This window comes from Vibrio diazotrophicus (assembly GCF_038452265.1).
GTDB classification, from domain to species: Bacteria; Pseudomonadota; Gammaproteobacteria; order Enterobacterales; family Vibrionaceae; genus Vibrio; species Vibrio diazotrophicus.
On record NZ_CP151842.1, the window covers coordinates 1,672,415 to 1,693,380 of the forward strand.

20 protein-coding genes are annotated in these 20,966 nt (G+C 43.4%); 7 read left to right on the plus strand and 13 right to left on the minus strand.

Annotated features, from left to right (window positions below; all coding sequences use genetic code 11):
• Positions 1 to 266: 266 nt before the first annotated feature.
• From potA to AAGA51_RS07610, 5 genes are all read left to right on the plus strand, one after another.
• Positions 267 to 1,382, plus strand: a complete 1,116-nt coding sequence (gene potA / locus AAGA51_RS07590; protein WP_042482371.1) for a spermidine/putrescine ABC transporter ATP-binding protein PotA — start codon at positions 267 to 269, stop codon at positions 1,380 to 1,382.
• Entirely contained in the window at positions 1,366 to 2,223 is an 858-nt protein-coding gene (gene potB / locus AAGA51_RS07595) for a spermidine/putrescine ABC transporter permease PotB (RefSeq protein ID WP_174435412.1), read from the plus strand. The genes potA and potB overlap by 17 nt, the downstream gene beginning before the upstream one ends.
• Positions 2,223 to 2,993 carry a spermidine/putrescine ABC transporter permease PotC gene (potC, locus tag AAGA51_RS07600; RefSeq protein WP_042482364.1) on the plus strand — a complete coding sequence of 257 codons (771 nt, stop codon included), beginning with the start codon at positions 2,223 to 2,225 and terminating at the stop codon, positions 2,991 to 2,993. Before potB ends, potC begins: the two co-directional genes overlap by 1 nt.
• A gap of 105 nt (positions 2,994 to 3,098) precedes the next feature.
• Positions 3,099 to 4,130 carry an extracellular solute-binding protein gene (locus AAGA51_RS07605; RefSeq protein ID WP_042482361.1) on the plus strand — a complete coding sequence of 344 codons (1,032 nt, stop codon included), beginning with the start codon at positions 3,099 to 3,101 and terminating at the stop codon, positions 4,128 to 4,130.
• Positions 4,131 to 4,252: 122 nt separating this feature from the next.
• Positions 4,253 to 5,290, plus strand: coding sequence for an extracellular solute-binding protein (locus AAGA51_RS07610; RefSeq protein ID WP_042482357.1), 1,038 nt, complete (start codon positions 4,253 to 4,255; stop codon positions 5,288 to 5,290).
• Positions 5,291 to 5,382: 92 nt separating this feature from the next.
• Here the strand turns inward: AAGA51_RS07610 and cobB are convergent, their stop codons facing one another.
• On the minus strand, positions 5,383 to 6,126 hold the full coding sequence (cobB, locus tag AAGA51_RS07615; protein WP_042482354.1) for a Sir2 family NAD+-dependent deacetylase: 744 nt from the start codon (positions 6,124 to 6,126) through the stop codon (positions 5,383 to 5,385).
• Positions 6,127 to 6,312: 186 nt separating this feature from the next.
• The gene (locus tag AAGA51_RS07620) at positions 6,313 to 7,533 is read right to left on the minus strand and encodes an ammonium transporter (protein WP_042482351.1); all 1,221 of its coding nucleotides are present in this window, start codon (positions 7,531 to 7,533) and stop codon (positions 6,313 to 6,315) included.
• A 676-nt stretch (positions 7,534 to 8,209) separates the two neighbouring features.
• Here AAGA51_RS07620 and AAGA51_RS07625 point away from each other — a divergent pair.
• Positions 8,210 to 9,613, plus strand: coding sequence for an HD-GYP domain-containing protein (locus AAGA51_RS07625; RefSeq protein WP_042482348.1), 1,404 nt, complete (start codon positions 8,210 to 8,212; stop codon positions 9,611 to 9,613).
• A gap of 226 nt (positions 9,614 to 9,839) precedes the next feature.
• Here AAGA51_RS07625 and AAGA51_RS07630 read toward each other — a convergent pair whose 3' ends face one another.
• The 11 genes from AAGA51_RS07630 to AAGA51_RS07680 form a co-directional block, all read right to left on the minus strand.
• Positions 9,840 to 10,256: a GNAT family N-acetyltransferase gene (locus tag AAGA51_RS07630; RefSeq protein ID WP_042482345.1), complete on the minus strand. Its 417-nt coding sequence runs from the start codon at positions 10,254 to 10,256 to the stop codon at positions 9,840 to 9,842.
• A gap of 55 nt (positions 10,257 to 10,311) precedes the next feature.
• On the minus strand, positions 10,312 to 10,689 hold the full coding sequence (locus AAGA51_RS07635; protein ID WP_042482343.1) for a GFA family protein: 378 nt from the start codon (positions 10,687 to 10,689) through the stop codon (positions 10,312 to 10,314).
• A 327-nt stretch (positions 10,690 to 11,016) separates the two neighbouring features.
• Positions 11,017 to 11,436, minus strand: coding sequence for a hypothetical protein (locus AAGA51_RS07640; RefSeq protein WP_042482780.1), 420 nt, complete (start codon positions 11,434 to 11,436; stop codon positions 11,017 to 11,019).
• A gap of 4 nt (positions 11,437 to 11,440) precedes the next feature.
• The gene (locus AAGA51_RS07645; RefSeq protein WP_042482339.1) at positions 11,441 to 12,520 is read right to left on the minus strand and encodes a formate dehydrogenase subunit gamma; all 1,080 of its coding nucleotides are present in this window, start codon (positions 12,518 to 12,520) and stop codon (positions 11,441 to 11,443) included.
• Positions 12,521 to 12,526: 6 nt separating this feature from the next.
• Positions 12,527 to 13,135, minus strand: a complete 609-nt coding sequence (fdh3B, locus tag AAGA51_RS07650; RefSeq protein WP_042482336.1) for a formate dehydrogenase FDH3 subunit beta — start codon at positions 13,133 to 13,135, stop codon at positions 12,527 to 12,529.
• 11 nt (positions 13,136 to 13,146) lie between these two features.
• The gene (locus tag AAGA51_RS07655) at positions 13,147 to 16,002 is read right to left on the minus strand and encodes a formate dehydrogenase subunit alpha (RefSeq protein WP_042482333.1); all 2,856 of its coding nucleotides are present in this window, start codon (positions 16,000 to 16,002) and stop codon (positions 13,147 to 13,149) included.
• A gap of 10 nt (positions 16,003 to 16,012) precedes the next feature.
• Positions 16,013 to 16,213: a twin-arginine translocation signal domain-containing protein gene (locus tag AAGA51_RS07660; protein ID WP_042482330.1), complete on the minus strand. Its 201-nt coding sequence runs from the start codon at positions 16,211 to 16,213 to the stop codon at positions 16,013 to 16,015.
• Between the two features lie 63 nt (positions 16,214 to 16,276).
• Positions 16,277 to 16,873, minus strand: coding sequence for a TorD/DmsD family molecular chaperone (locus AAGA51_RS07665; RefSeq protein WP_042482777.1), 597 nt, complete (start codon positions 16,871 to 16,873; stop codon positions 16,277 to 16,279).
• A 27-nt stretch (positions 16,874 to 16,900) separates the two neighbouring features.
• On the minus strand, positions 16,901 to 18,562 hold the full coding sequence (locus tag AAGA51_RS07670) for a 4Fe-4S binding protein (protein WP_042482327.1): 1,662 nt from the start codon (positions 18,560 to 18,562) through the stop codon (positions 16,901 to 16,903).
• Between the two features lie 196 nt (positions 18,563 to 18,758).
• Entirely contained in the window at positions 18,759 to 19,304 is a 546-nt protein-coding gene (locus tag AAGA51_RS07675) for a DUF3306 domain-containing protein (protein ID WP_042482325.1), read from the minus strand.
• Entirely contained in the window at positions 19,294 to 19,728 is a 435-nt protein-coding gene (locus AAGA51_RS07680) for a DUF3305 domain-containing protein (RefSeq protein ID WP_174435411.1), read from the minus strand. Before AAGA51_RS07680 ends, AAGA51_RS07675 begins: the two co-directional genes overlap by 11 nt.
• Before the next feature lie 283 nt (positions 19,729 to 20,011).
• On the opposite strand from AAGA51_RS07680, the gene fdhD reads away from it, so the two are divergent.
• Entirely contained in the window at positions 20,012 to 20,851 is an 840-nt protein-coding gene (fdhD, locus tag AAGA51_RS07685) for a formate dehydrogenase accessory sulfurtransferase FdhD (protein ID WP_042482318.1), read from the plus strand.
• Positions 20,852 to 20,966: the final 115 nt, after the last annotated feature.

Genomic DNA, 20,966 nt, shown 5'->3' on the forward strand with positions numbered 1-20,966 from the left:
AACTCGAATCGCATCTTGCTTTCTTATTAATATGGTTGATAATTAACCAATTGAAAGCATTGGTAGTTATCGCACTGTGGATGTTAATGAAAGTTTGCTTTTAACTACAAAACTTTTTGTGTTTCAAGATGAGAAAACGCTTTGAGATCGCCTTTTTCGTGATTATCATGCGCCACTAATTTGTATTTATTTAACAGGTCCAACAAGTAGATAGTTTACAACTTCTAGTTAACTTATCTGCGGATCAGGGTGGAGAAAGACAGACGTTGAACAAACCAAATTCAGTAGGAAAACCAGTTGTAAAACTATCTGGTATCAGTAAAAGTTTTGATGGCAAACAGATCATCGGAAACTTGCAGCTAGATGTTAATCATGGTGAATTCCTAACCATTCTTGGCCCGTCAGGGTGTGGTAAAACTACCGTTTTAAGAATGATAGCAGGTTTTGAATCTGCTGATAGCGGTCAGATTCTACTGGATAGTCAAGACGTTACTCAAGTTCCTGCTGAACAGCGACACGTCAATACCGTATTCCAAAGTTACGCTCTATTCCCTCATATGACGGTTTTTGAAAACGTCGCATTTGGTCTGCGTATGCAAAAAGTGCCGGCGAATGACATCGAACCGCGAGTAATGGAAGCATTGCGTATGGTTCGTCTGGATCAAATGGCGCAACGCAAGCCGCACCAACTTTCAGGTGGTCAACAACAACGTATCGCTATTGCACGTGCTGTTGTTAATAAACCTAAAGTACTTCTGTTGGATGAATCTCTTTCAGCTCTTGATTACAAGTTACGCAAGCAGATGCAAAGTGAGCTTAAGCATCTACAACGTCAACTTGGCATCACCTTTATCTTTGTCACTCACGACCAAGAAGAAGCCTTGTCGATGTCTGACCGCATTATCGTTATGCGCGACGGCAATATTGAACAAGATGGCTCACCACGTGAAATTTACGAAGATCCTAAGAATCTATTTGTTGCTCGTTTCATTGGCGAAATCAACGTGTTTGCGGCTGAAACCATTAAGCGTCTTGATGAGAAACGTATTCTTGTTGATATCGAAGGCGTTGAATCTGTGGTTTATTACGACAAACCGGTCAATGCTGGCGATAAACTTCAAGTTCTTCTTCGCCCAGAAGACTTACGCATTGAAGAGATCAAAGAGTCAGAGACCAAAGGTATCGTTGGTCACGTGACAGATCGCACCTACAAAGGCATGACTTTAGAATCCGTAGTTCAATTGGATTCAGGCATGAGTGTTATGGTTAGTGAATTCTTTAACGAAGATGATCCTGACGTTGACCACTCAATTGGCCAAAAAGTTACTATCACTTGGGTAGAAAGCTGGGAGGTAGTCCTCAATGATGAGCAAGAAGCTTAATCTTCAGACTTCAATCATCAGTTTAATTGTTGGCTGGTTAGTACTGTTTGTTCTAATCCCTAATCTGATGATTATCATTACGAGTTTTCTGACTCGTGACGAAGCGAATCTGATTGAGTTGACGTTTACCTTTGATAACTACTTAAGATTGCTCGACCCGCTGTACGCGAAAGTAATGCTTCATTCTTTCTATATGGCGATAGTAGCAACCATTTTGTGTTTGATTATCGGTTACCCGTTCGCTTACATCGTTGCGAAGATGCCTGAAAAATGGCGTCCGATTATGCTGTTTCTGGTAATTGTTCCATTTTGGACTAACTCGTTAATTCGTACATACGGATTGAAGATTGTTCTTGGTACCCAAGGGATTTTGAACAAAGCATTGTTAGACATTGGCCTTATTGATGCTCCGTTACGTATTATGTATACAGAAACCGCAGTGATGATTGGTTTGGTGTACATCTTATTGCCGTTTATGATTCTTCCGCTTTATTCAGCGATTGAAAAACTGGATGACACTTATATCGAAGCGGCTCGTGACCTTGGCGCAAATAAATTCCAAACGTTAACCAAAGTTATTTTGCCTCTAACTATGCCTGGCATTATTGGTGGTTGTTTGCTTGTTCTTCTTCCTGCTCTTGGAATGTTCTATATTTCAGACTTACTTGGTGGTGCGAAAAACTTGCTGATTGGTAACGTAATTAAGAGCCAAGTGTTGAATGCTCGTGACTGGCCGTTTGGTGCCGCTACAAGTATTGCATTGACCATCGCGATGGCATTCATGCTTTATGCATACTACCGTGCTGGTAAATTGTTGAATAAGAAAGTGGAGCTAGACTAATGGGAAGAGTTGTTAGATTTAGCTTTATGAGCGTGGTGTACCTATTTTTGTACCTACCAATCATTGTGTTAATTGCAAACTCATTCAATGCGAACAAATTCGGCATTAAATGGGGAGGTTTCACCACCAAGTGGTACCACGCATTAATGAACAACGACAGCTTAATGCAAGCGGCATGGCACTCTATTAGCGTTGCTGTTTTTTCAGCGACGGCAGCCACTATCATTGGTAGTTTGACGGCTGTAGCCCTATTCCGTTACCAGTTCCGTGGTAAAAACATGGTTAACGGTATGCTGTTTGTTGTAATGATGTCTCCTGACATCGTTATGGCAATTTCGCTTCTTGCACTATTCTTAGTGTTAGGTGCGAAGCTAGGCTTTATGACGCTACTGATTGCTCATATTACATTCTGTCTGCCGTTTGTTGTTGTGACTGTATTCAGTCGTTTGAATGGCTTCGATGTAAAAATGCTAGAAGCAGCAAAAGATTTGGGTGCGAGCGAATGGGTAATTTTGAAGAAAATCATTTTACCTCTTGCTAAACCTGCTGTTGCAGCCGGTTGGCTACTAAGCTTTACCTTGTCTCTTGATGACGTAATTATCAGTTCGTTCGTAACAGGCCCGACTTACGAAATTCTGCCATTGAAGATCTACTCTATGGTGAAAGTTGGTATCTCGCCTGAAGTGAATGCACTTGCGACCGTTATGTTGGTCGTGTCGCTGGTACTGGTCGTTACTTCACAGTTACTGGCAAAAGAGAAAGTGAAATAATTTTCAGTTAATTGACTAACTGAAATTCGAAACGGAATAGCAGATGTTATTCCGTTGTCCTTTAAAAATGCCCTTGGGGCAACGTTTGGTTTGGAGCTAACGTCAATGAAAAAATGGGCTACTTTATTAGCTGGTAGTGCATGTGCGCTTTCACTGTTATCTGCGCAAGCAGTAGCAGAGGATAAAGAACTGGTATTCATGAACTGGGGACCATACATTAACAGTGGTATCCTAGAGCAGTTTACTGCGGAAACTGGTATCAAAGTAATCTATTCAACTTACGAGTCGAATGAAACTCTATATGCGAAGCTAAAGACTCACAACGAAGGTTATGACCTAGTTGTTCCTTCTACTTACTTCGTGTCTAAGATGCGCGACGAAGGCATGATTCAGAAGATTGATAAATCTAAGCTATCAAACTTCAAGAATTTGGATACTAACTATCTAAACAAGCCTTTCGATCCAAATAACGACTACTCTATTCCACACGTTGTTGCTATCACTGGTCTTGCGGTGAATACAGACATGTATGATCCAAATGACTTCCAAAGCTGGGGTGATTTGTGGAAACCTGAACTTAAAGGCCAACTAATGCTGATGGATGATACTCGTGAAGTATTCCACATCGCATTACGTAAACTTGGATACTCAGGTAACACCACTGACGAAAAACAAATCGACGAAGCATACGCTGAGCTACAAAAACTAATGCCAAACGTATTGGTATTTAACTCAGACAACCCTGCTGACCCTTACCTAGCTGGTGAAGTTGGTCTAGGCATGCTTTGGAACGGTTCTGCAGCTGCTGCACAAAAAGAAGGTCTACCACTTAAACTTGTATTCCCTAAAGAAGGTGGTATCGGTTGGGTTGACAACTTTGCTATCGCTTCAGGTGCAAAGAACATCGATGCAGCACACAAGATGATCGACTTCTTACTACGTCCAGAAATCGCAGAGCAAATCTCTAACGATACTGGTTACCTAACTGCTGTGGCTCAGTCTAACGAGAAATTCAAAGACGTAGCTCCACTATTCCCTTCTCAAGAAGATCTTGACCGTGTGGAATGGCAAGCAGCTGTTGGCGACAAAACAGTGAAGTACGAAGACTACTTCATGAAGCTTAAAGCGGGTCAATAACCCAATAAAAAGAATTAAATAGGCAGCTTTGGCTGCCTATTTTTTTTCGAGCTGTTATACTGTTTTTCCTATTTGATCACGCGTTTGCCTAGGTAGGCTCTTGCACAAAACATGGAAAAGTAATGAAAAGTAAACTGTATGCTGGCGCTCTTTTTGCCGCGACTCTATTCACTACCAATGCAATGGCTAATGACCAAGAACTCTATTTCTATAACTGGTCAGAATATATTCCAAGCGAAGTTCTAGAAGACTTTACCAAGGAAACAGGTATTAAAGTCATCTACTCTACATACGAATCGAACGAGAGTATGTACGCTAAGCTAAAAACACAAGGTACGGGTTACGACTTAGTTGTCCCTTCAACGTATTTCGTTTCGAAAATGCGTAAGGAAGGCATGCTTCTTGAGATTGATAAGTCGAAGCTATCTAATTTTGCAGGTTTGGATTCTAACTATTTAAATAAACCTTTTGATCCAAATAACAGCTACTCAATCCCTTACATTTGGGGCGCGACAGGTATCGGTATCAACACTGATATGCTGGATAAATCAAACATCCATAACTGGGGTGATTTATGGGACGCTAAATGGGAAGGACAACTGATGATGATGGACGACTCTCGAGAAGTCTTCCACATTGCTCTTGTTAAGCTAGGATACTCACCAAATACTACCGACCCGAAAGAAATTGAAGCAGCTTATGAAGAACTGAAAAAACTAATGCCAAATGTGTTGGTATTTAACTCAGACTTCCCTGCTAACCCTTATTTAGCGGGTGAAGTATCGCTAGGCATGCTGTGGAACGGTTCTGCATACATGGCTCGTGAAGAAGGCGCAAACATCGATATTATTTGGCCAGAGAAAGGCGCGATCTTCTGGATGGACAGCTTAGCTATCCCTGCTGGTGCAGCGAACATCGAAGCGGCTCATAAAATGATCGACTTCCTACTTCGCCCAGAGAACGCAGCGAAAATTGCAGTAGAAATTGGTTACCCAACACCAGTTAAAGCAGCGTATAAGTTACTTCCAGAAGAGTTTGCGAACGATCCAAGCATCTTCCCTCCGCAAGCCATTATGGACAGCGGTGAATGGCAAGACGAAGTTGGTGACGTAAGCGTTCTGTACGAAGAATACTTCCAGAAACTTAAAGTCGATAAGTAATCGAACAAAGAATGAATTGAAAAAGCGGCTTGTAGCCGCTTTTTGTTTATCGTAATAATTTGTTTGTACAAGGAAACTTGAGAGTAACCTCGCTAATGATTACCGAATTTGAAATCTGGCTGCTGAAGTTCAAGAATTTCTTCAACTAAGCGCGGAACTTCAATACTCGCCTTTCCGTAACGTTTTTCTGCAAATTCACTCTCCACCGCACTAGGCTCCAAATTTATCTCAATTGTGTGTGCTCCGTGCATTTTGGCATCGTGAACAAAACCGGCTGCTGGATAAACAACGCCAGAGGTGCCAATTGAAATAAACAAATCTGCTTCTTCTAATGCTGAGTAGATGTCTCCCATTCGCAGAGGCATTTCACCAAACCAAACGATATGTGGACGCATCTGCGCAGGTATTTGACAACAGTGGCACAGGTCACCAGTCAACAAGTCACCTGTTTGTTCTATGGTTTGATTAGAGACACTACAACGGGCTTTAAGCAGTTCGCCATGCATATGAATGATGTTTTGGCTTCCGCCACGCTCATGCAAGTTGTCGATGTTCTGAGTAATGATAGTGACTTTTCCATCCAGCTCTTTTTCAAGCTGACCCAAAGCAATATGTGCCGCATTGGGTTTAATGGCATCAGACTGTAATTTGCGGCGACGTTGGTTATAAAAGTCCTGAACTAAATCTGGGTCTTTAGCAAAACCTTCCGGTGTAGCAACATCTTCGATTCGATGATTTTCCCAAAGTCCATCTTGAGCTCGAAAGGTCTGAATACCCGATTCCGCAGAGATTCCAGCGCCTGTTAGCACAACAACATTGCGATACGGAAATTTCATACAACATCCTTATTCTGAATAGCTTTTGGCTAGATTAGCACTGAAGCAAACTCAACTGTAGTTTTCGCCGTTAGACAATAGTCTTAATTTTAGTACTTATTACTTGTTATGTGATTCAGAAAAGCCAAGAGCAGACCATTGGCCTGCTCTCGTTTAACGCTCAAATATTAAAAATAGAGCGAGATATTATTCTTCGTTGACCGAAGAAATTTTGTGTACAGCTAAGTCAGCACCAATAAACTCGTCTTCTTCGGATAGACGTAGCCCTGTTAGAGCGTTAAGCGCTCCATAAACCACGAATGCACCAACAAGAGCAACAACGATACCCAACACAGTCCCCATCACTTGAACCGCAATGCTAACACCACCTAAGCCACCTAGAGCGGTTTGACCGAAGATACCTGCTGCAATCCCACCCCAGGCACCACACACACCATGTAACGGCCAAACACCTAGCACGTCATCAATCTTGGTTTTGTTTTGAAGTTGTGTGAATAGCCATACGAATAGCGCACCAGCAACAACACCTGTTACTAACGCACCTAGCGGGTGCATGATATCAGAACCCGCACACACGGCGACAAGCCCAGCTAAAGGTCCGTTATGAATGAAGCCTGGGTCGTTTTTGCCAACTACAAGCGAAGCTAGGATACCGCCAACCATCGCCATCAACGAGTTCATCGCCACAAGGCCGCTAATGCCCGCTATAGCTTGTGCAGACATGACATTAAAGCCAAACCAGCCAACACACAGAATCCAAGCGCCTAGCGCCAAGAATGGAATGTTTGAAGGTGCAAAGTTGGTATGTTTACCTGCGCGAATACGACCTTTACGCATCCCTAGGAAGTATACGGCTACCAGTGCGATCCAACCGCCAACGCTGTGTACCACAACGGAACCAGCAAAATCGTGGAAACCTGCGCCAAAACGATTTTCGAATGCTTCTTGAATTCCATAATTGCCGTTCCAGATGATCCCTTCAAAGAAAGGATAAACCAGACCAACAGTGAAAAACGTAGCAATTAGAACCGGATAAAAACGCGCACGTTCCGCAATACCACCCGAAACAATTGCTGGGATAGCGGCGGCAAACGTCAGTAGGAAGAAGAACTTAACTAACTCGTAACCATTGCCTTGAGCCAATGTTTCAGCGTCAGCAAAGAAGTTCGCACCATAGGCAATCCAGTAACCAATAAAGAAGTAAGCGATAGTTGATACACCAAAGTCCGCTAGAATTTTTACTAATGCGTTAACTTGGTTTTTCTTACGAACCGTCCCTACTTCCAAAAATGCGAACCCTGAATGCATTAAAAACACCATAATGGCGCCAAGCAGCAAAAATAAAGTATCTGAACTTTGGGTCAGGGCTTGTACAGCTCCATAAACCTGACTTTCGGTTTGAGTCATTCTCGTTACACTCCATGCAGAATAAAAAAGCGCACCAACTAGGTGCCAAATGTTTTGCAATTCACAACATTGGTGAATTTATTATGTTTGTGCCCTGCATGAGCAAGATGTATTCCAGTTTGGAACTACTGGAATAATAAAGACATTAACTAATTGATTATTAATAATATTGGCTTTAAAAGTAGGAATGTTTGAATGATAAAAAATAGGATTTCTGCCAATAAATAGCACCATATTGGTACGTATGAACCAATTTAGTGCGCACTATTGTTGTACAAAAATTACCCGAAACTGGCGCAGGTGGTTCAGTGAGAATTTATAGCTAGCCTCTATTGGCGCTAAACCATCATAAATCTGACGGTACATTCGGGCTTTTACATATGGTATGTGGAACAAATATTACATGGACAATTTATGGCAATAGATGAATTAAAAGAGCTTTCACATCTATAGATTAGATATCGCCTTTTCGTTGCTACGTAACAATGTTTTGGACAGAAGTTTGTTAGCGTCTTTACTAGCTAAGCGTTTGAGGTTTTATTTGAGATATTGCGCCCCCCCTTTCTAACGGGTCAAAATTACTCATCCACCACAGTATTTTTGTTGTTATTTGTCATTAGATTAGAGTGTAAGGTTGCACTATAATTTTTGTTTAAATATTGATAAGTAGAGTGCGATGCTACTACAAGGTTCGAATCTCAATATGCCCCTAGCCGAGCTGATTTCTTCACTGACAGTAGCATTAGACATGACAGAGGGGCAGCCCTATGAACACAGTATGCGTTGCTGCTGGATTGGAATGCATATTGGTGAACGAATGAACCTTTCATCATCAGAGCTTCATGATCTTTATTTTACGTTACTTCTCAAGGACGCTGGCTGCAGTAGCAATGCTGCGCGTATTTGTGAGCTTTACGCCACAGATGATCTCATTTTTAAACAACGTTATAAAACGGTCGGTACTAGCCTGACCAGTGCGATTAATTTCGTCTTAAAAAATGCAGGTTCAGGAGAACATTGGCGCAAGCGTATCTCGACCACGATTGATATTTTGAAAAATGGCACAGATTACGCACAAGAACTGATTCAAACACGTTGTACCAAAGGCGCAGACGTTGCTCGTGAGCTTTTGTTCAGTGAAAATGTAGCACAGGGCATCAAACATTTGGATGAGCACTGGGATGGCTCAGGGCGTCCTGATGGATTGATGTATGATCAAATTCCATTGTTTTCAAGAATTGCTCTTCTTGCTCAAGTGATGGATGTTTTTCAACGTGAACATGACTTGAATAGTGCATTTGCTGAACTAGAAAGTCGTTCTGGAAACTGGCTGGACCCAAACTTAGTGGCCATCTCTAAACAGTTGAAAGGCAGTCCTGATTTTATTAAGGCACTTAATGCACCATCCATAGTCCCTTTTGTGCTTGCCATGTCTCCCGCCCAAGCGATGATTCCACTAGATGATGACTATTTTGATCGAATAGTAACTGCCTTTGGCAAAATCATCGATGCTAAGAGTCCTTTTACCTCCGGACACAGTTCCAGAGTAGCTGTTTTCAGTACGCTCATTGCTGAAGAACTCAATTTAGACCAAGAAGATCGACGCTGGCTAAAACGTGCGGCACTGTTACATGATCTCGGAAAACTTGGGGTAAGTAACACTATCTTAGATAAACCAGGAAAATTGGATGATGACGAGTGGGCACAGATACAAAATCATGCAGTGTTTACCAGAGAGATCATCGATAAGATATCTCCCCTAAAACAATTTGCCAAAATGGCAGCGGCTCATCATGAAAAATTAGATGGTACAGGCTACCCCGACGGACTGCTTGCCGATGAAATTTCTATGATGACACGGATTATTACCACCGCTGATATCTTTGATGCTATTACGGCTGAGCGCCCGTATCGAAGCGCCATTCCGATTCCGAAAACGTTAGAAATCATGGAAGAAAATGTGGGTACAGCCATCGACCCATTGTGCTTTAATGCGCTAAAAGTGGCACTGAACAAACTCCCTGAGAAATATATAAAAGATATTGGTATGAGTGAGGTTCCCGCGTCACCTATGCTCTAGATTGATTTGAAAAATAATAATTGGGTTAAATTTATCTCTCCAATAGAGCGATTGGTTAGCTCATTAATAAGAGCAAGTAAACACGACTACTAACATCAGGCCTTTACTTTTTACAAGGATGACTTCTTATAGATCAAACACCAAATAACAGGATGCGAACTAATGTTTACGCTAACACACAAAGGGGCAAATATGAGTTTGTATTAACCTCTAATGCTCAATGGCCTTATGTGAATTTACACATCCCGTGCCCTAGAGCTTCCGTAGGCCGAATAACATAACCATATCGTTCATAGAAGCTTTCCTTACCAGTAGCAGCCAGCAGTCCAACAGTAGCATTAGAGGGGGCATTTTGTTCCAGATATCGTTCTATCTCCTGCATCAAAATACTACCTAGACCTTTTTGTCTATGGTTTGGTGAGACAACAACGTCTTGGATGTAGAAATACATCACTCCATCACCAACTATTCGAGCCATGGCTATAAGATCCTTTCCAGTGCGTATAGTCACGTGGAACAAGCTATTTTGAATGCTCTGAGTAACATGCACTAGACTAGGGCTTTTCCAGTTCGCGGTTTCTCTAAGCGTTATGAATTCCTCAGCGCTAGGTGCTTCAAGAAGTATTGATATGTCACTGTCCATTTTTTAACTACTGTCCCGTTTATCATGTGATTAGATTACTAACATTAGGAAATGTTTACTCATGGGCAAGATACCATTTAGCCTTCTGTTCCTTGAAGAAGTTTAACTCTTCGTTTGGAGTAAACGGTGTATCAAGTAATCCTAGACTGAACGAAATTTTACCTTCACCAAAACTATCACCAGATTTATGCCACTGAAGAGGAGAGCCACATTTCTTGCAAAACGTTCGTTGAGTATCAGGCGATGAATTAAAAATACCTATGGCTTCTTGTCCAATCCATTGGAAAGCACCCTGAGCCACAACACCAAATGATGCAAACGCTGCTCCATGTGATTTTTTGCACATATCACAATGGCAATGTATTACTTGTTCAATTACACCGTTAATTTCAAAAGAAACGGAACCACACAAACAACTTCCATAATATTTCATTTAACACCTATATCTGCTTGAAGCCTGTCGTGACGCTAATCCATTACTTAAAAATGGTCAAAGAATAGTCAAATAAAATGAAAACGAAGAGCATCGTAAAAAGAAAAGCGGCAAAACCGTGTTTACGGTGATTGGTACTGGCAATGCTTTGTATACATGAAATCAAGAAGGTATTTACCAGACCTTCGTTCACGGTATGAATGGTGCGAAAATGTTCATTCTGATTTGAGTGAGAACAACTATTTTCGCCCATTCTGATTTACCTAATTAACCGTTTGATAATTCACTCATGTCATTCTGACTCTCTGTGAGAATTTCCAATCAGTTTTATAAGTTTGGCCCTTTAGAGGGCGCATGAGGAATATTGTTTCTCAACTGCTGCATCCCTTTAACCATTCGCACAAACCAAAGTGAAATAGCAAACAAAGCGATTAATGCTCCGACATAGGGAATAGCGCCACCAACGGTCGTTAACCATGAATGTGCGTACCAGTAACGATTAACGCCCATGATAAGCCCGTTGGTAGTGGCAACAGTGACAATCAGTACCACAAAGAAAGTTAAAAAGAGGAAGAAGCTGCGGATCAAACCATAGTAATGAGAGTTTGCGACTTCCCCATCCTCGTTTTTATCCAGACGATATCCGGCATAAATAATGCCGATAACGCCGGAGATTAGACAGGTGAACGGAGTTAACAAATTCGCGATATAAACGAACCACACTGACTTGTTATCCGAAGCTTGCATAGTATTAGCGCTTGTCATGCATTGGCTCCCCCATCGGTGGAGATTGAGTCTTGTTAGAAACGGCATCCGCTTCTTCAATTTCTCCTTTGGCTTTCATTTCCTCATACCATAAATCGTGATGCTCTTTAGCCCACGTTTCATCGACTTTGCCCGTCACCATGCCTTCTAATGCGCCTTCCATACCAAACAAGCCGATATAGATATGGAACACGAAACCACAGATTAAAATCAGTGCCGAGAACATGTGGACAAGGTTAGACATCTCCATGTCGCGACGAGTTTGACCAAAGATAGGGAAATCAAGGAACAAACCGCTCACAGCGGCGAAAGCACCAAACACAATCAACAACCAGTAAACCGCTTTTTCACCAGCGTTAGAGAACCCAGCAGATGGATGTGTACCTTTATGCTTACCAACCATTCCACCCAGTTTCATTGCCCATTGAACATCCACTTTAGTGAACAGCGATTTACGCCACCACTTGAGCAGGATAAACACTAGCAGCACAAAGAACAGAGGCCCTACATAGTTGTGATACTGTTTTGCGGCGAAAACGATGTAACCCCATAAGTCAGTTGGGATGTAAGGTTTCAAAAAATGCTTACCGTAAACCAGCATCAAACCACTGAATGCTAACGTCAGGAAAGTAAAGGCCATTGACCAATGCAGCGCCCTATCTAGTCGCGACCAGCGATTTAGTTTTCTCCCCGTTCTTGGTTTGCTCAACATGATTGGGCCAACAATCACATACGCCAGAATAACCAAAGCAATACTGCCGAAAATCGCGACAGCACCCGCAGGAGACATCCATTTCTCTTTCAAAATAAACCACGTTTCGCCCGGTTTACTGATCAGAACACCATGCTCAGGAGACTGAGAGGTAGTATATCCAGACACTCCTTGACGGACTTGTCGCCAGTAATCAGCACCAGCAAGTTGGCTCATCTCACTCTGCGCAACATCTGCCTTGCCATTTACGGCTTTGCCACCCTCTTCTGCGAACGCAGGCGGAAAAGCCAAGCACAGCAGTGCTGCCAATAAAGGCAGCACTCGACCAGCAGCGCGAACAATTAAATTTCGCATAGGCTACTAGCTCCTTGTTGCGTCATAGGAAAGATCTTCACCATTAGTCCAGCCAGCACCTTTTGCGCCACGCTCAACAACACGTTGACGGAAGATATCTGAAACTGTCTCTGCATCACCCGCCATAAGCGCTTTGGTTGAACACAGTGAAGCACACATTGGAAGTTTGCCTTCCGCAATGCGGTTCGCACCGTATTTTTTACGTTCTTCTTCAGAGCCCACTTCCGTTTCAGGGCCACCTGCACAGAAAGTACATTTGTCCATTTTTCCACGCTCACCAAATGCAGTTTGCTTAGGAAATTGAGGTGCACCGAATGGGCAAGCGAAAAGGCAGTAGCCACAACCGATACAAAGATCTTTGTTGTGCAGAACAATACCGTCTTCCGTGTGTACGAAACAGTCTGCTGGGCAAACTGCCATACAAGGCGCATCGGTACAGTGCATACACGCAACAGAGATCGAGTTTTCACCCGGCTCACCATCATTGAGTGTTACAACGCGTCTACGTTGGATACCCCACTCTAATGCGTCGTCGTTTTCGTTTTTACATGCAGTCACACAACCGTTGCATTCGATGCAGCGCTTGGTGTCACATAGGAATTTCATTCTAGCCATCGCGGTGCTCCTTACGCTTTACGGATGTTACATAGTGTGACTTTAGTTTCTTGCATCTGAGTCGTTGGATCGTAACCGTAAGTGGTTGCAATGTTCGCTGACTCGCCAACAACATATGGCTGTGTACCTTCTGGGTACCTGCCTCTTAGGTCTTCACCTTGGAACTTCCCACCGAAGTGGAACGGAATGAATGCCATTCCCGGACGTACACGACGAGTAACCATAGCTTTAACGTGAATGCGCCCTTTCTCCGCGCCTTCAACCCAAACCATATCGCCATCTTTGAAGCCTAAATCGTTGGCATCTTTAGGGTTGACCTCAACAAACATCTCTTGTTGAAGCTCTGCTAGCCATGGGTTTGAACGTGTCTCATCACCGCCACCTTCATACTCAACCAAACGACCAGAAGTCAGAATGATTGGGTATTCTTTCGATTTATCCTGATCCTGAATGGATTTATATAGCGTTGGCAGACGATAGATAGACTCTGCATCATCCCAAGTCGGATAATCCGCAATCAAATCTCTGCGTGGTGTGTATAAAGGTTCACGGTGTAGCGGCACACGGTCTGGGAACTCCCATACAATGGTACGAGCTTTCGCATTACCAAACGGAATACAGCCATGCTTGATCGCCACGCGCTGAATACCGCCAGACAAGTCGGTTTTCCAGTTTTTACCTTCCGCTTCTGCTTTCTCTTCAGGGGTAAGATCATCCCACCAACCAAGATGTTGCAGTAGCTTAGCGCTAAACTCTGGATATCCGTCTTCGATCTCACTTCCTTTTGAGAAGCTATCTTCAGCAAGTAAGTTCTTACCTTCGAACTCGACACCGTAACGAGCACGGAAATTACCGCCACCTTCTGCAACAGTTTTGGACGTGTCATAAAGAATATGAGTGCCTGGGTGTTTCATCTCTGGTGTGCCCCAACATGGCCAAGGCAAGCCGTAGGTTTCACCGTTCACTGGTCCACCCTCGGCTGAAAGCGTTGTTTTATGAAAGGTGTGCCAGTTTTGTTGATGCGCTTTCAAGCGTTCCGGACTTTGTCCTGTATAGCCAACCGTCCACATCCCTTTATTAAATTCACGAGTGATGTCTTCGATGACTGGTTGGTTATTTTCGACTTTAATGTGCTTAAACAGCTGATCTGCGAAACCCAGTTTGCTTGAAAGCAAATACATGATTTCGTGGTCTGGTTTCGAATCAAATAAAGGCTCAATGACTTGGTCACGCCACTGAATAGATCGGTTAGATGCAGTCACACTACCGTGAGTTTCGAACTGAGTTGTTGCTGGAAGAAGATAAACGCCATCTGTACGGTCGTTCATTACAGCCGCGACCGTTGGATATGGGTCGACAATGACCATCATGTCCAATTTCTTCATCGCTTTTCTCATTTCAACGCCACGAGTTTGCGAGTTTACAGCATGCCCCCAGTAGAACATGGCGCGAATGTTGTCGTTCTGCTCGATATTAGATTTGTCTTCGAGCACGCCATCAATCCAACGCGATACAGGAATACCCATATTATTCATTGGCTTGTGACCTCGATACTCTTTCTGGTCGAATCGATTTTTAATCCACTCGAAATCGACATCCCACACGCGAGCCCAATGCTTCCAAGAACCATCAAGTAAGCCGTAGTAACCCGGAAGAGTATGAGAAAGTACGCCTAGGTCGGTTGCACCTTGAACGTTATCGTGACCACGGAAGATATTTGCACCGCCACCAGATTTGCCTAGGTTTCCAAGAGCCAATTCGAGCACACAGTATGCACGAGTGTTGTTGTTACCTGTGGTGTGCTGAGTACCACCCATACACCAGACCACACAACCAGGACGGTTTTCTGATAGCAATTTCGCCGTGTGATAAACGTCTTCTTCGCTCACGCCCGTAACGCGCTCAACCTCTTTAGGGTTCCATTTCGCCACTTCAGAGCGAATTTCATCCATACCGAATACACGCTGACGAATGAATTCTTTATCTTCCCACTGGTTATTAAATATGTGCCATAGCAAACCCCAGATAAATGCCACGTCAGTACCTGGACGCAAAGCGACGAAATGATCCGCTTTTGCCGCAGTACGGGTACGTCTTGGGTCAGCGACAACAATCTTACAGTTGTTCTTTTCTTTGGCGATTAAGATATGTTGCATCGCCACTGGGTGAGCTTCCGCAGGGTTCGAACCAATGAACAGAATCGATTTGCTGTTATGCATATCGTTAAAAGAGTTGGTCATCGCCCCGTAGCCCCAAGTGTTTGCTACACCGGCTACTGTTGTCGAGTGACAAATACGCGCTTGGTGGTCAACGTTATTGGTGCCCCATAGCGAAGCCATTTTTCTGAACAAATACGCTTGTTCGTTGCTGTGTTTCGCGCTGCCAAGCCAGTAAACAGAATCAGGACCTGACTCTTCACGGATTTTCAGAACATTGTCGCCGATTTCGTTAATGGCTTGATCCCATGAGATCTTTTTCCATTTACCGTTTTCGAGTTTCATCGGGTATTTCAGACGACGCTCACCATGACCATGTTCACGAAGAGCTGCACCTTTTGCACAGTGTCCACCGGCGTTAAATGGGTGGTCAAATGCGGGTTCCTGACCTGTCCAAACGCCATTTTGAACTTCAGCGTAGATACCACAACCCACAGAACAGTGAGAACAGATGGTGCGCTTCACTTCAGTTTTGGCATTGCGATCAACTTCTTCCGCTTGCGCCTTTTTGATCATTCCCGGAGCAAACATGCTTGCACCGACAACCGCACCACCAGCAGCTAAAGAGCTGTTTTTCATGAAGGCACGACGGCTAATTCCGAGCTGATTCTTTTCTTTTGTTACGTTATCAGAACGTTTAGTTAGTCTCATCTGCGAGCTCCTATAGCGTGTCGTAGTAATCACGAATGTGTTGTGTCTCGTGATAACCTTCTTTTTTAGTGGTAGGTACATTCAAAGACGGTTCTTGCGCACTGACACTCTGAGAAACTGTTGCGCCTACAGCGCCAGCAACCGCGGCAGTTCCAAGTCCTTTGAGCAGGTCACGTCTGCTTTTATCGATGTCTTGTTGTTGTTTTTTCATCATTGCTTCCTTATCTCGTCCCTATTGTTGCCAACAAGGTAAGTCTGAAAGCGCTTTACGCGCTTATTCAGTCAGGTTCTTTACTTCTATTTTGTGAGTATTACGTTTACTTACCTTTGCCTCGGTAAATGACACATTTTCTAAGGACAAAAATGCACGCATTAAGGTGGCAACTGCATGGTAATAACGGGTGTGTTGCGCTTCGGTAATTTGAACAGCAAGACGTTCATACCAAGGCGCTAAATGACGATTGAAAAATGATTGTTGAACGGATTCCGGCTGTTCGCACAAATACGCCATGGTTTCGCAAAGCGCTGAAATATGATCTTCAGGCTCTTTCACATTTTCACTTCGCTCTAAACCTAGCTGACTTAAATGTGTACGAATTTCCGCCAAAGGCTTTTCCATTAGCGAGCCAGTTAAATGCCAAGATGCAAAAGGTACGACTTCCCCCCGACCAATACCGATAAACAGTTCTTGGTACTCATCTTCAAGTTGCTCAACATTAGCATTCTTAGACGCATGAACGATTTCAGACCAAGCCTGAGCCATAGGCGTACCGTTGTCTTCAAACTCTAACTCAGAGAGAAAATCGAGCAGTTCTTTGCTAGGCGCTTGGCGAAATAGCGTCGCCAATAACAGATAGATATCTGAACGCATTGATTGTGCCTGTTCCATTTCCTTCTCCTAATATCTCAGCTGTTGTTCTGGGTCGTTAGCCATAGACTCAAATACATCAATCACACGGCAGTCTTCACACATAGCAATACGGTTCAAAGCTTCCGCAGTAGCAAAGTGTGAGTGACCTTGTAACTTATTCTGCAACATAGTGATCATAGATTGAGGGGCGAATGGCTTATGGCAGCGCAGACATTTCGCTGGTTCTTCCTGATGGAGCGTGATCGCCGATTGACGAGCTGCTTTATCCCAGTTCATTTGCTTAACACTTGTTAGAGCATTTTCAGGACAAGCTTTGATACACAAGCCACATTGAACGCAGTCTTGTTCAACAAACTTAATCCCCGGAATATCACCTTCATGATGAAGCGCTCTTGTTGGACACACAGCAACGCATCCCATACATAAAGTACAGTCTTTGGTTGAACACTCTATCGCGCCGTAAACTGAAGAGGCTTCTAATGGCTGCGCCACTTTCTCTAAGTTGAATTGTTCAGCAAGTGCATCAAGCGAGGTAAATAGACGGGCACGCTTGTTCCCTTCTAACTCACCTAAACGTAATTGAAGATCGTCGGTGATTAGGTTTGGAGCCCCTTCGCGAAGCGACTCTAAGTAGAGGATGTTTATTGTCTCTTTCGCTAGGCCTAACTGAGAAAGCAATGTTTGAGCGGTTGCGACTTCTTGTTCCAGAATACGTTGAATGGTTTTCGGCATTCGACGACTGGCAGCAAAAAGAACTTGAGTCGCTCCATTGGTTAATGCGGCAAACCAAGTATCAATACCGACAGATGGCAGTTCATCGACCGTCACTGGAATAACGTTTTCTGGTAGTGCCTTTAACGCCATCAGGTTATACGTCTCATGTTCTGAGCTACAAATCAGAACGACAGGTTTTTCACCGCCCGCTTGAAAATAGTTTTTAAGCAAACGTTCGATAAACTTTTGTGTCTCTTTAGGTGTGGGTAATGCGTAATGAATAGCTTCGGTAGGACAAGCGGTGGCACAAGTTCCGACGCCTTGGCATAGATAAGGGTTAATCTCAATTCTATGACCTGTTTTGTCTGAACCTTCGCTTGATAACGCACCCGCAGGACAGGCATCCACACAGCGTTCACAACCTTTTACACCGCGTGAACTGTGCGCGCATAAATCGGTATCAAGTCGGAAATATTTAGGTTTATCAAAAGTGCCGACCAAATTTGGGATTTGCTCAAGTGCGTCAGCCAGTTTTGGATAACCTCGCCCTACAGGGAAATACCCCGGAACAGGAACTTCTTCCGTCATGACGCCATTCAGAGACATATCAAGGATGATATCGAACGAATCTTTTCCTATAGCGACTTTTGAAAGGCTGGTTGTGACACCATGGTTTTGTACCAGCACATCAAAACTGCCGAGGTATCCACTAATTTGAACGCTATCTGCAAAGTAGATATTGGCTTCTTTGCCCTTTTCCCCATCTATGGAGAGCAAAGAAACAGATTGAACTTGAGGTAATTGTTCTGCGATACGTTCAATCAGACTGGTAGGCCCAATAATCAGAGTATCGCCAGAGGACTCATAACTCACCGTGGGAGGAATGAGGTTAGATAATTCGACGGTATTTTCAATGGCAGAGTACCGCGCGATTCCATTTTGCGAAGTCGATTGTTGTAAGTATTGTTTTAGCATTTGCTCGCTTCCAGTGTTTATCCACACACTTTTTATCTGGATATGAACCTACATTAGCAAATAGCGTTCCAAGAAAACTTTTCAATATTTACAACAAGATACAAGGATAACACTAAGCTAATTAAGGGCATTATTATCTTGTGTGACAATTTGTCCCAACTGCTAACTTACCGTTTAGTCAAAATGTACCTATGATTTATATGGTATTTTTTGTCTCACCTTCTAAATCAGAGAGTTCAGTGTGGGTCTCTAATGCTGTTTCTTCCGTTTGCTCACCCTCTTCCACCTCACTATGCTGCGCAAGCAGCTCTGGCTGTTCAGACTCAAACTCTTCCTGTTGCTCAGGGTTTTCGGTCGACTCTTTCAACCATCCTCTCAATGTTTTCGCAACTTCCGGTGAAAGAGGTTTGAGAGCACTGAAGTCCTGAGCGTAGTCGTTCATTCGGCACACTTCACTAAACTCGCCGCCGAAAAATAGCTTACGTAGCGCGGCTTTTTTAATGTCTTTATCGGCTTCCGAAGTCAGTAATGAGGCAAGTGATTTAGGTTCGCTACCCTCTTGTAATGCTTCAACATCTGAAGATAGGTTTTCGTCTGATCTGTCTTCGCTTGTAAGGTCAATGGCAGCATCAGAGTTAATTGAATCAGCTTCCAATCCTGTCTTCGCGTCTTCTACCTGAGCGTCTTTCTCTCCCTCAAGCTTGCGTTTTGACCAGCGCGTTAAGAATGAATCATTGACCACTAGACCTCCCCGCGCCTTTACGCTTCTTACCACGCACTTCTAACAGTTCGCCGTGTCTGCCGATAAAGGCTTCCATCCAAGCTTGCACTGGTAATGGCATGTCGTTCGACAACACCAAATACTCTCCATCCATATACTGACCCGCGACACTTTGCGAGGCGATTAAACGGATGATTTTTGGTGTTTCGCCATCTTCTGGCTGTTCTAAAATCAAAAACAATTTTGGACTTTTGGAGCTGAGGTTAAAGCGATAGTCTGTACGCTCGTCTCGATATAACTCTAGCGTCGCAACATGCTGTGAGTTCTCGTCTACGGTTAGATCAAAGCCAAGTAACTGCCATTGGGTTGTTACCCACATTCCGGCAGTAATCTCATGTTCTTTTAAGCGACAGCTAATCGGCCAACTGTTTTCGGTTTTTGCCATCGTTTGTTTAGCTACAAGAGGTTGAGCTTGTATTTGTTTTTCTGACATAAGAAACCTAATCAATTCTTGTTTTAGTATATGTTGTTAGTGTTATTTAAGGTGACACAAAGCAAATATTGAGCCATTGACTCAAGCCTAGTTGGAAATTTGCGAATGTCATGGGTTAAATGTCGCATAAATTTGCGGTTAAATGATGAAAATGTCCTAATCGACGCAATAAACAAAGCAATGGAATGAAACTTGCTGTTTCGTTGTTCTCCGATCACTCCATCAGGAATCTCACGTGGCACAACCGAAAATCATAAAAACCAGTGAAAACCCATTTCAAACTATCGAAGTTGAAGTTTTTGACGAATATGGTGAGCGCTTAACTAAATCTATCGCCTGTGAGCGCCCGTTAACGGTCATGCTTAACTGGAAAGAGATAGTCACCTTGATGACATTAGGATCCCGCCCTGAAGCACTTGTCTTAGGCTACCTCAAGAACCAAAGTTTTCTTAACGATCCTGAAGCGCTTGAGTCAGTTATTATTGACTGGGAAACCAATACCGCTGCCATTGTCACCAAAGAATCGCTAGAACATTTAGAACCCGCATTAAAGAAAAAGACCGTTACTTCGGGCTGTGGTCAGGGAACTATGTACGGCAACGTCATGAAGCAATTGGAAGGTTACAAAGTTCCTCAAACTGAAATTAAACAGTCTGAAATTTACGACGCGCTCGAAGCACTCACCCATCACAATGATACTTACAAGGCGGCAGGAGCTGTTCATGGCTGTGCTGTTTGCCAAGGTAACTCTGTGCTTTCTTTTGTCGAAGATGTTGGTCGCCATAACGCTGTTGATACTTTGGCGGGTGAAATGTGGCTTCAAGGTGAAAGCGGTGATGACAAAATCTTCTACACCACCGGAAGATTAACCTCAGAGATGGTCATCAAAGTGGCTCAAATGGGCATACCTGTATTGCTATCTCGTTCTGGGGTGACACAAATGGGATTGGAGCTTGCTCATCAGTTTGGCATTACCACTATTGCCCGAGCGAAAGGACGTCGTTTTCAGGTCTACAGTGGCGTTGAGAAAATAGAATTTGATGTTAAAGGTCATTTGGCCGATGAATCCGACTAACGGATTCAATTGCTCAACAAATGACTCATCCAAAAAAGTAAAAACTCTTTATACAACCTTACATACAAGGGCGTATCAGATTTGATACTGCGTTATTTTGATTGCATTTTTTAGT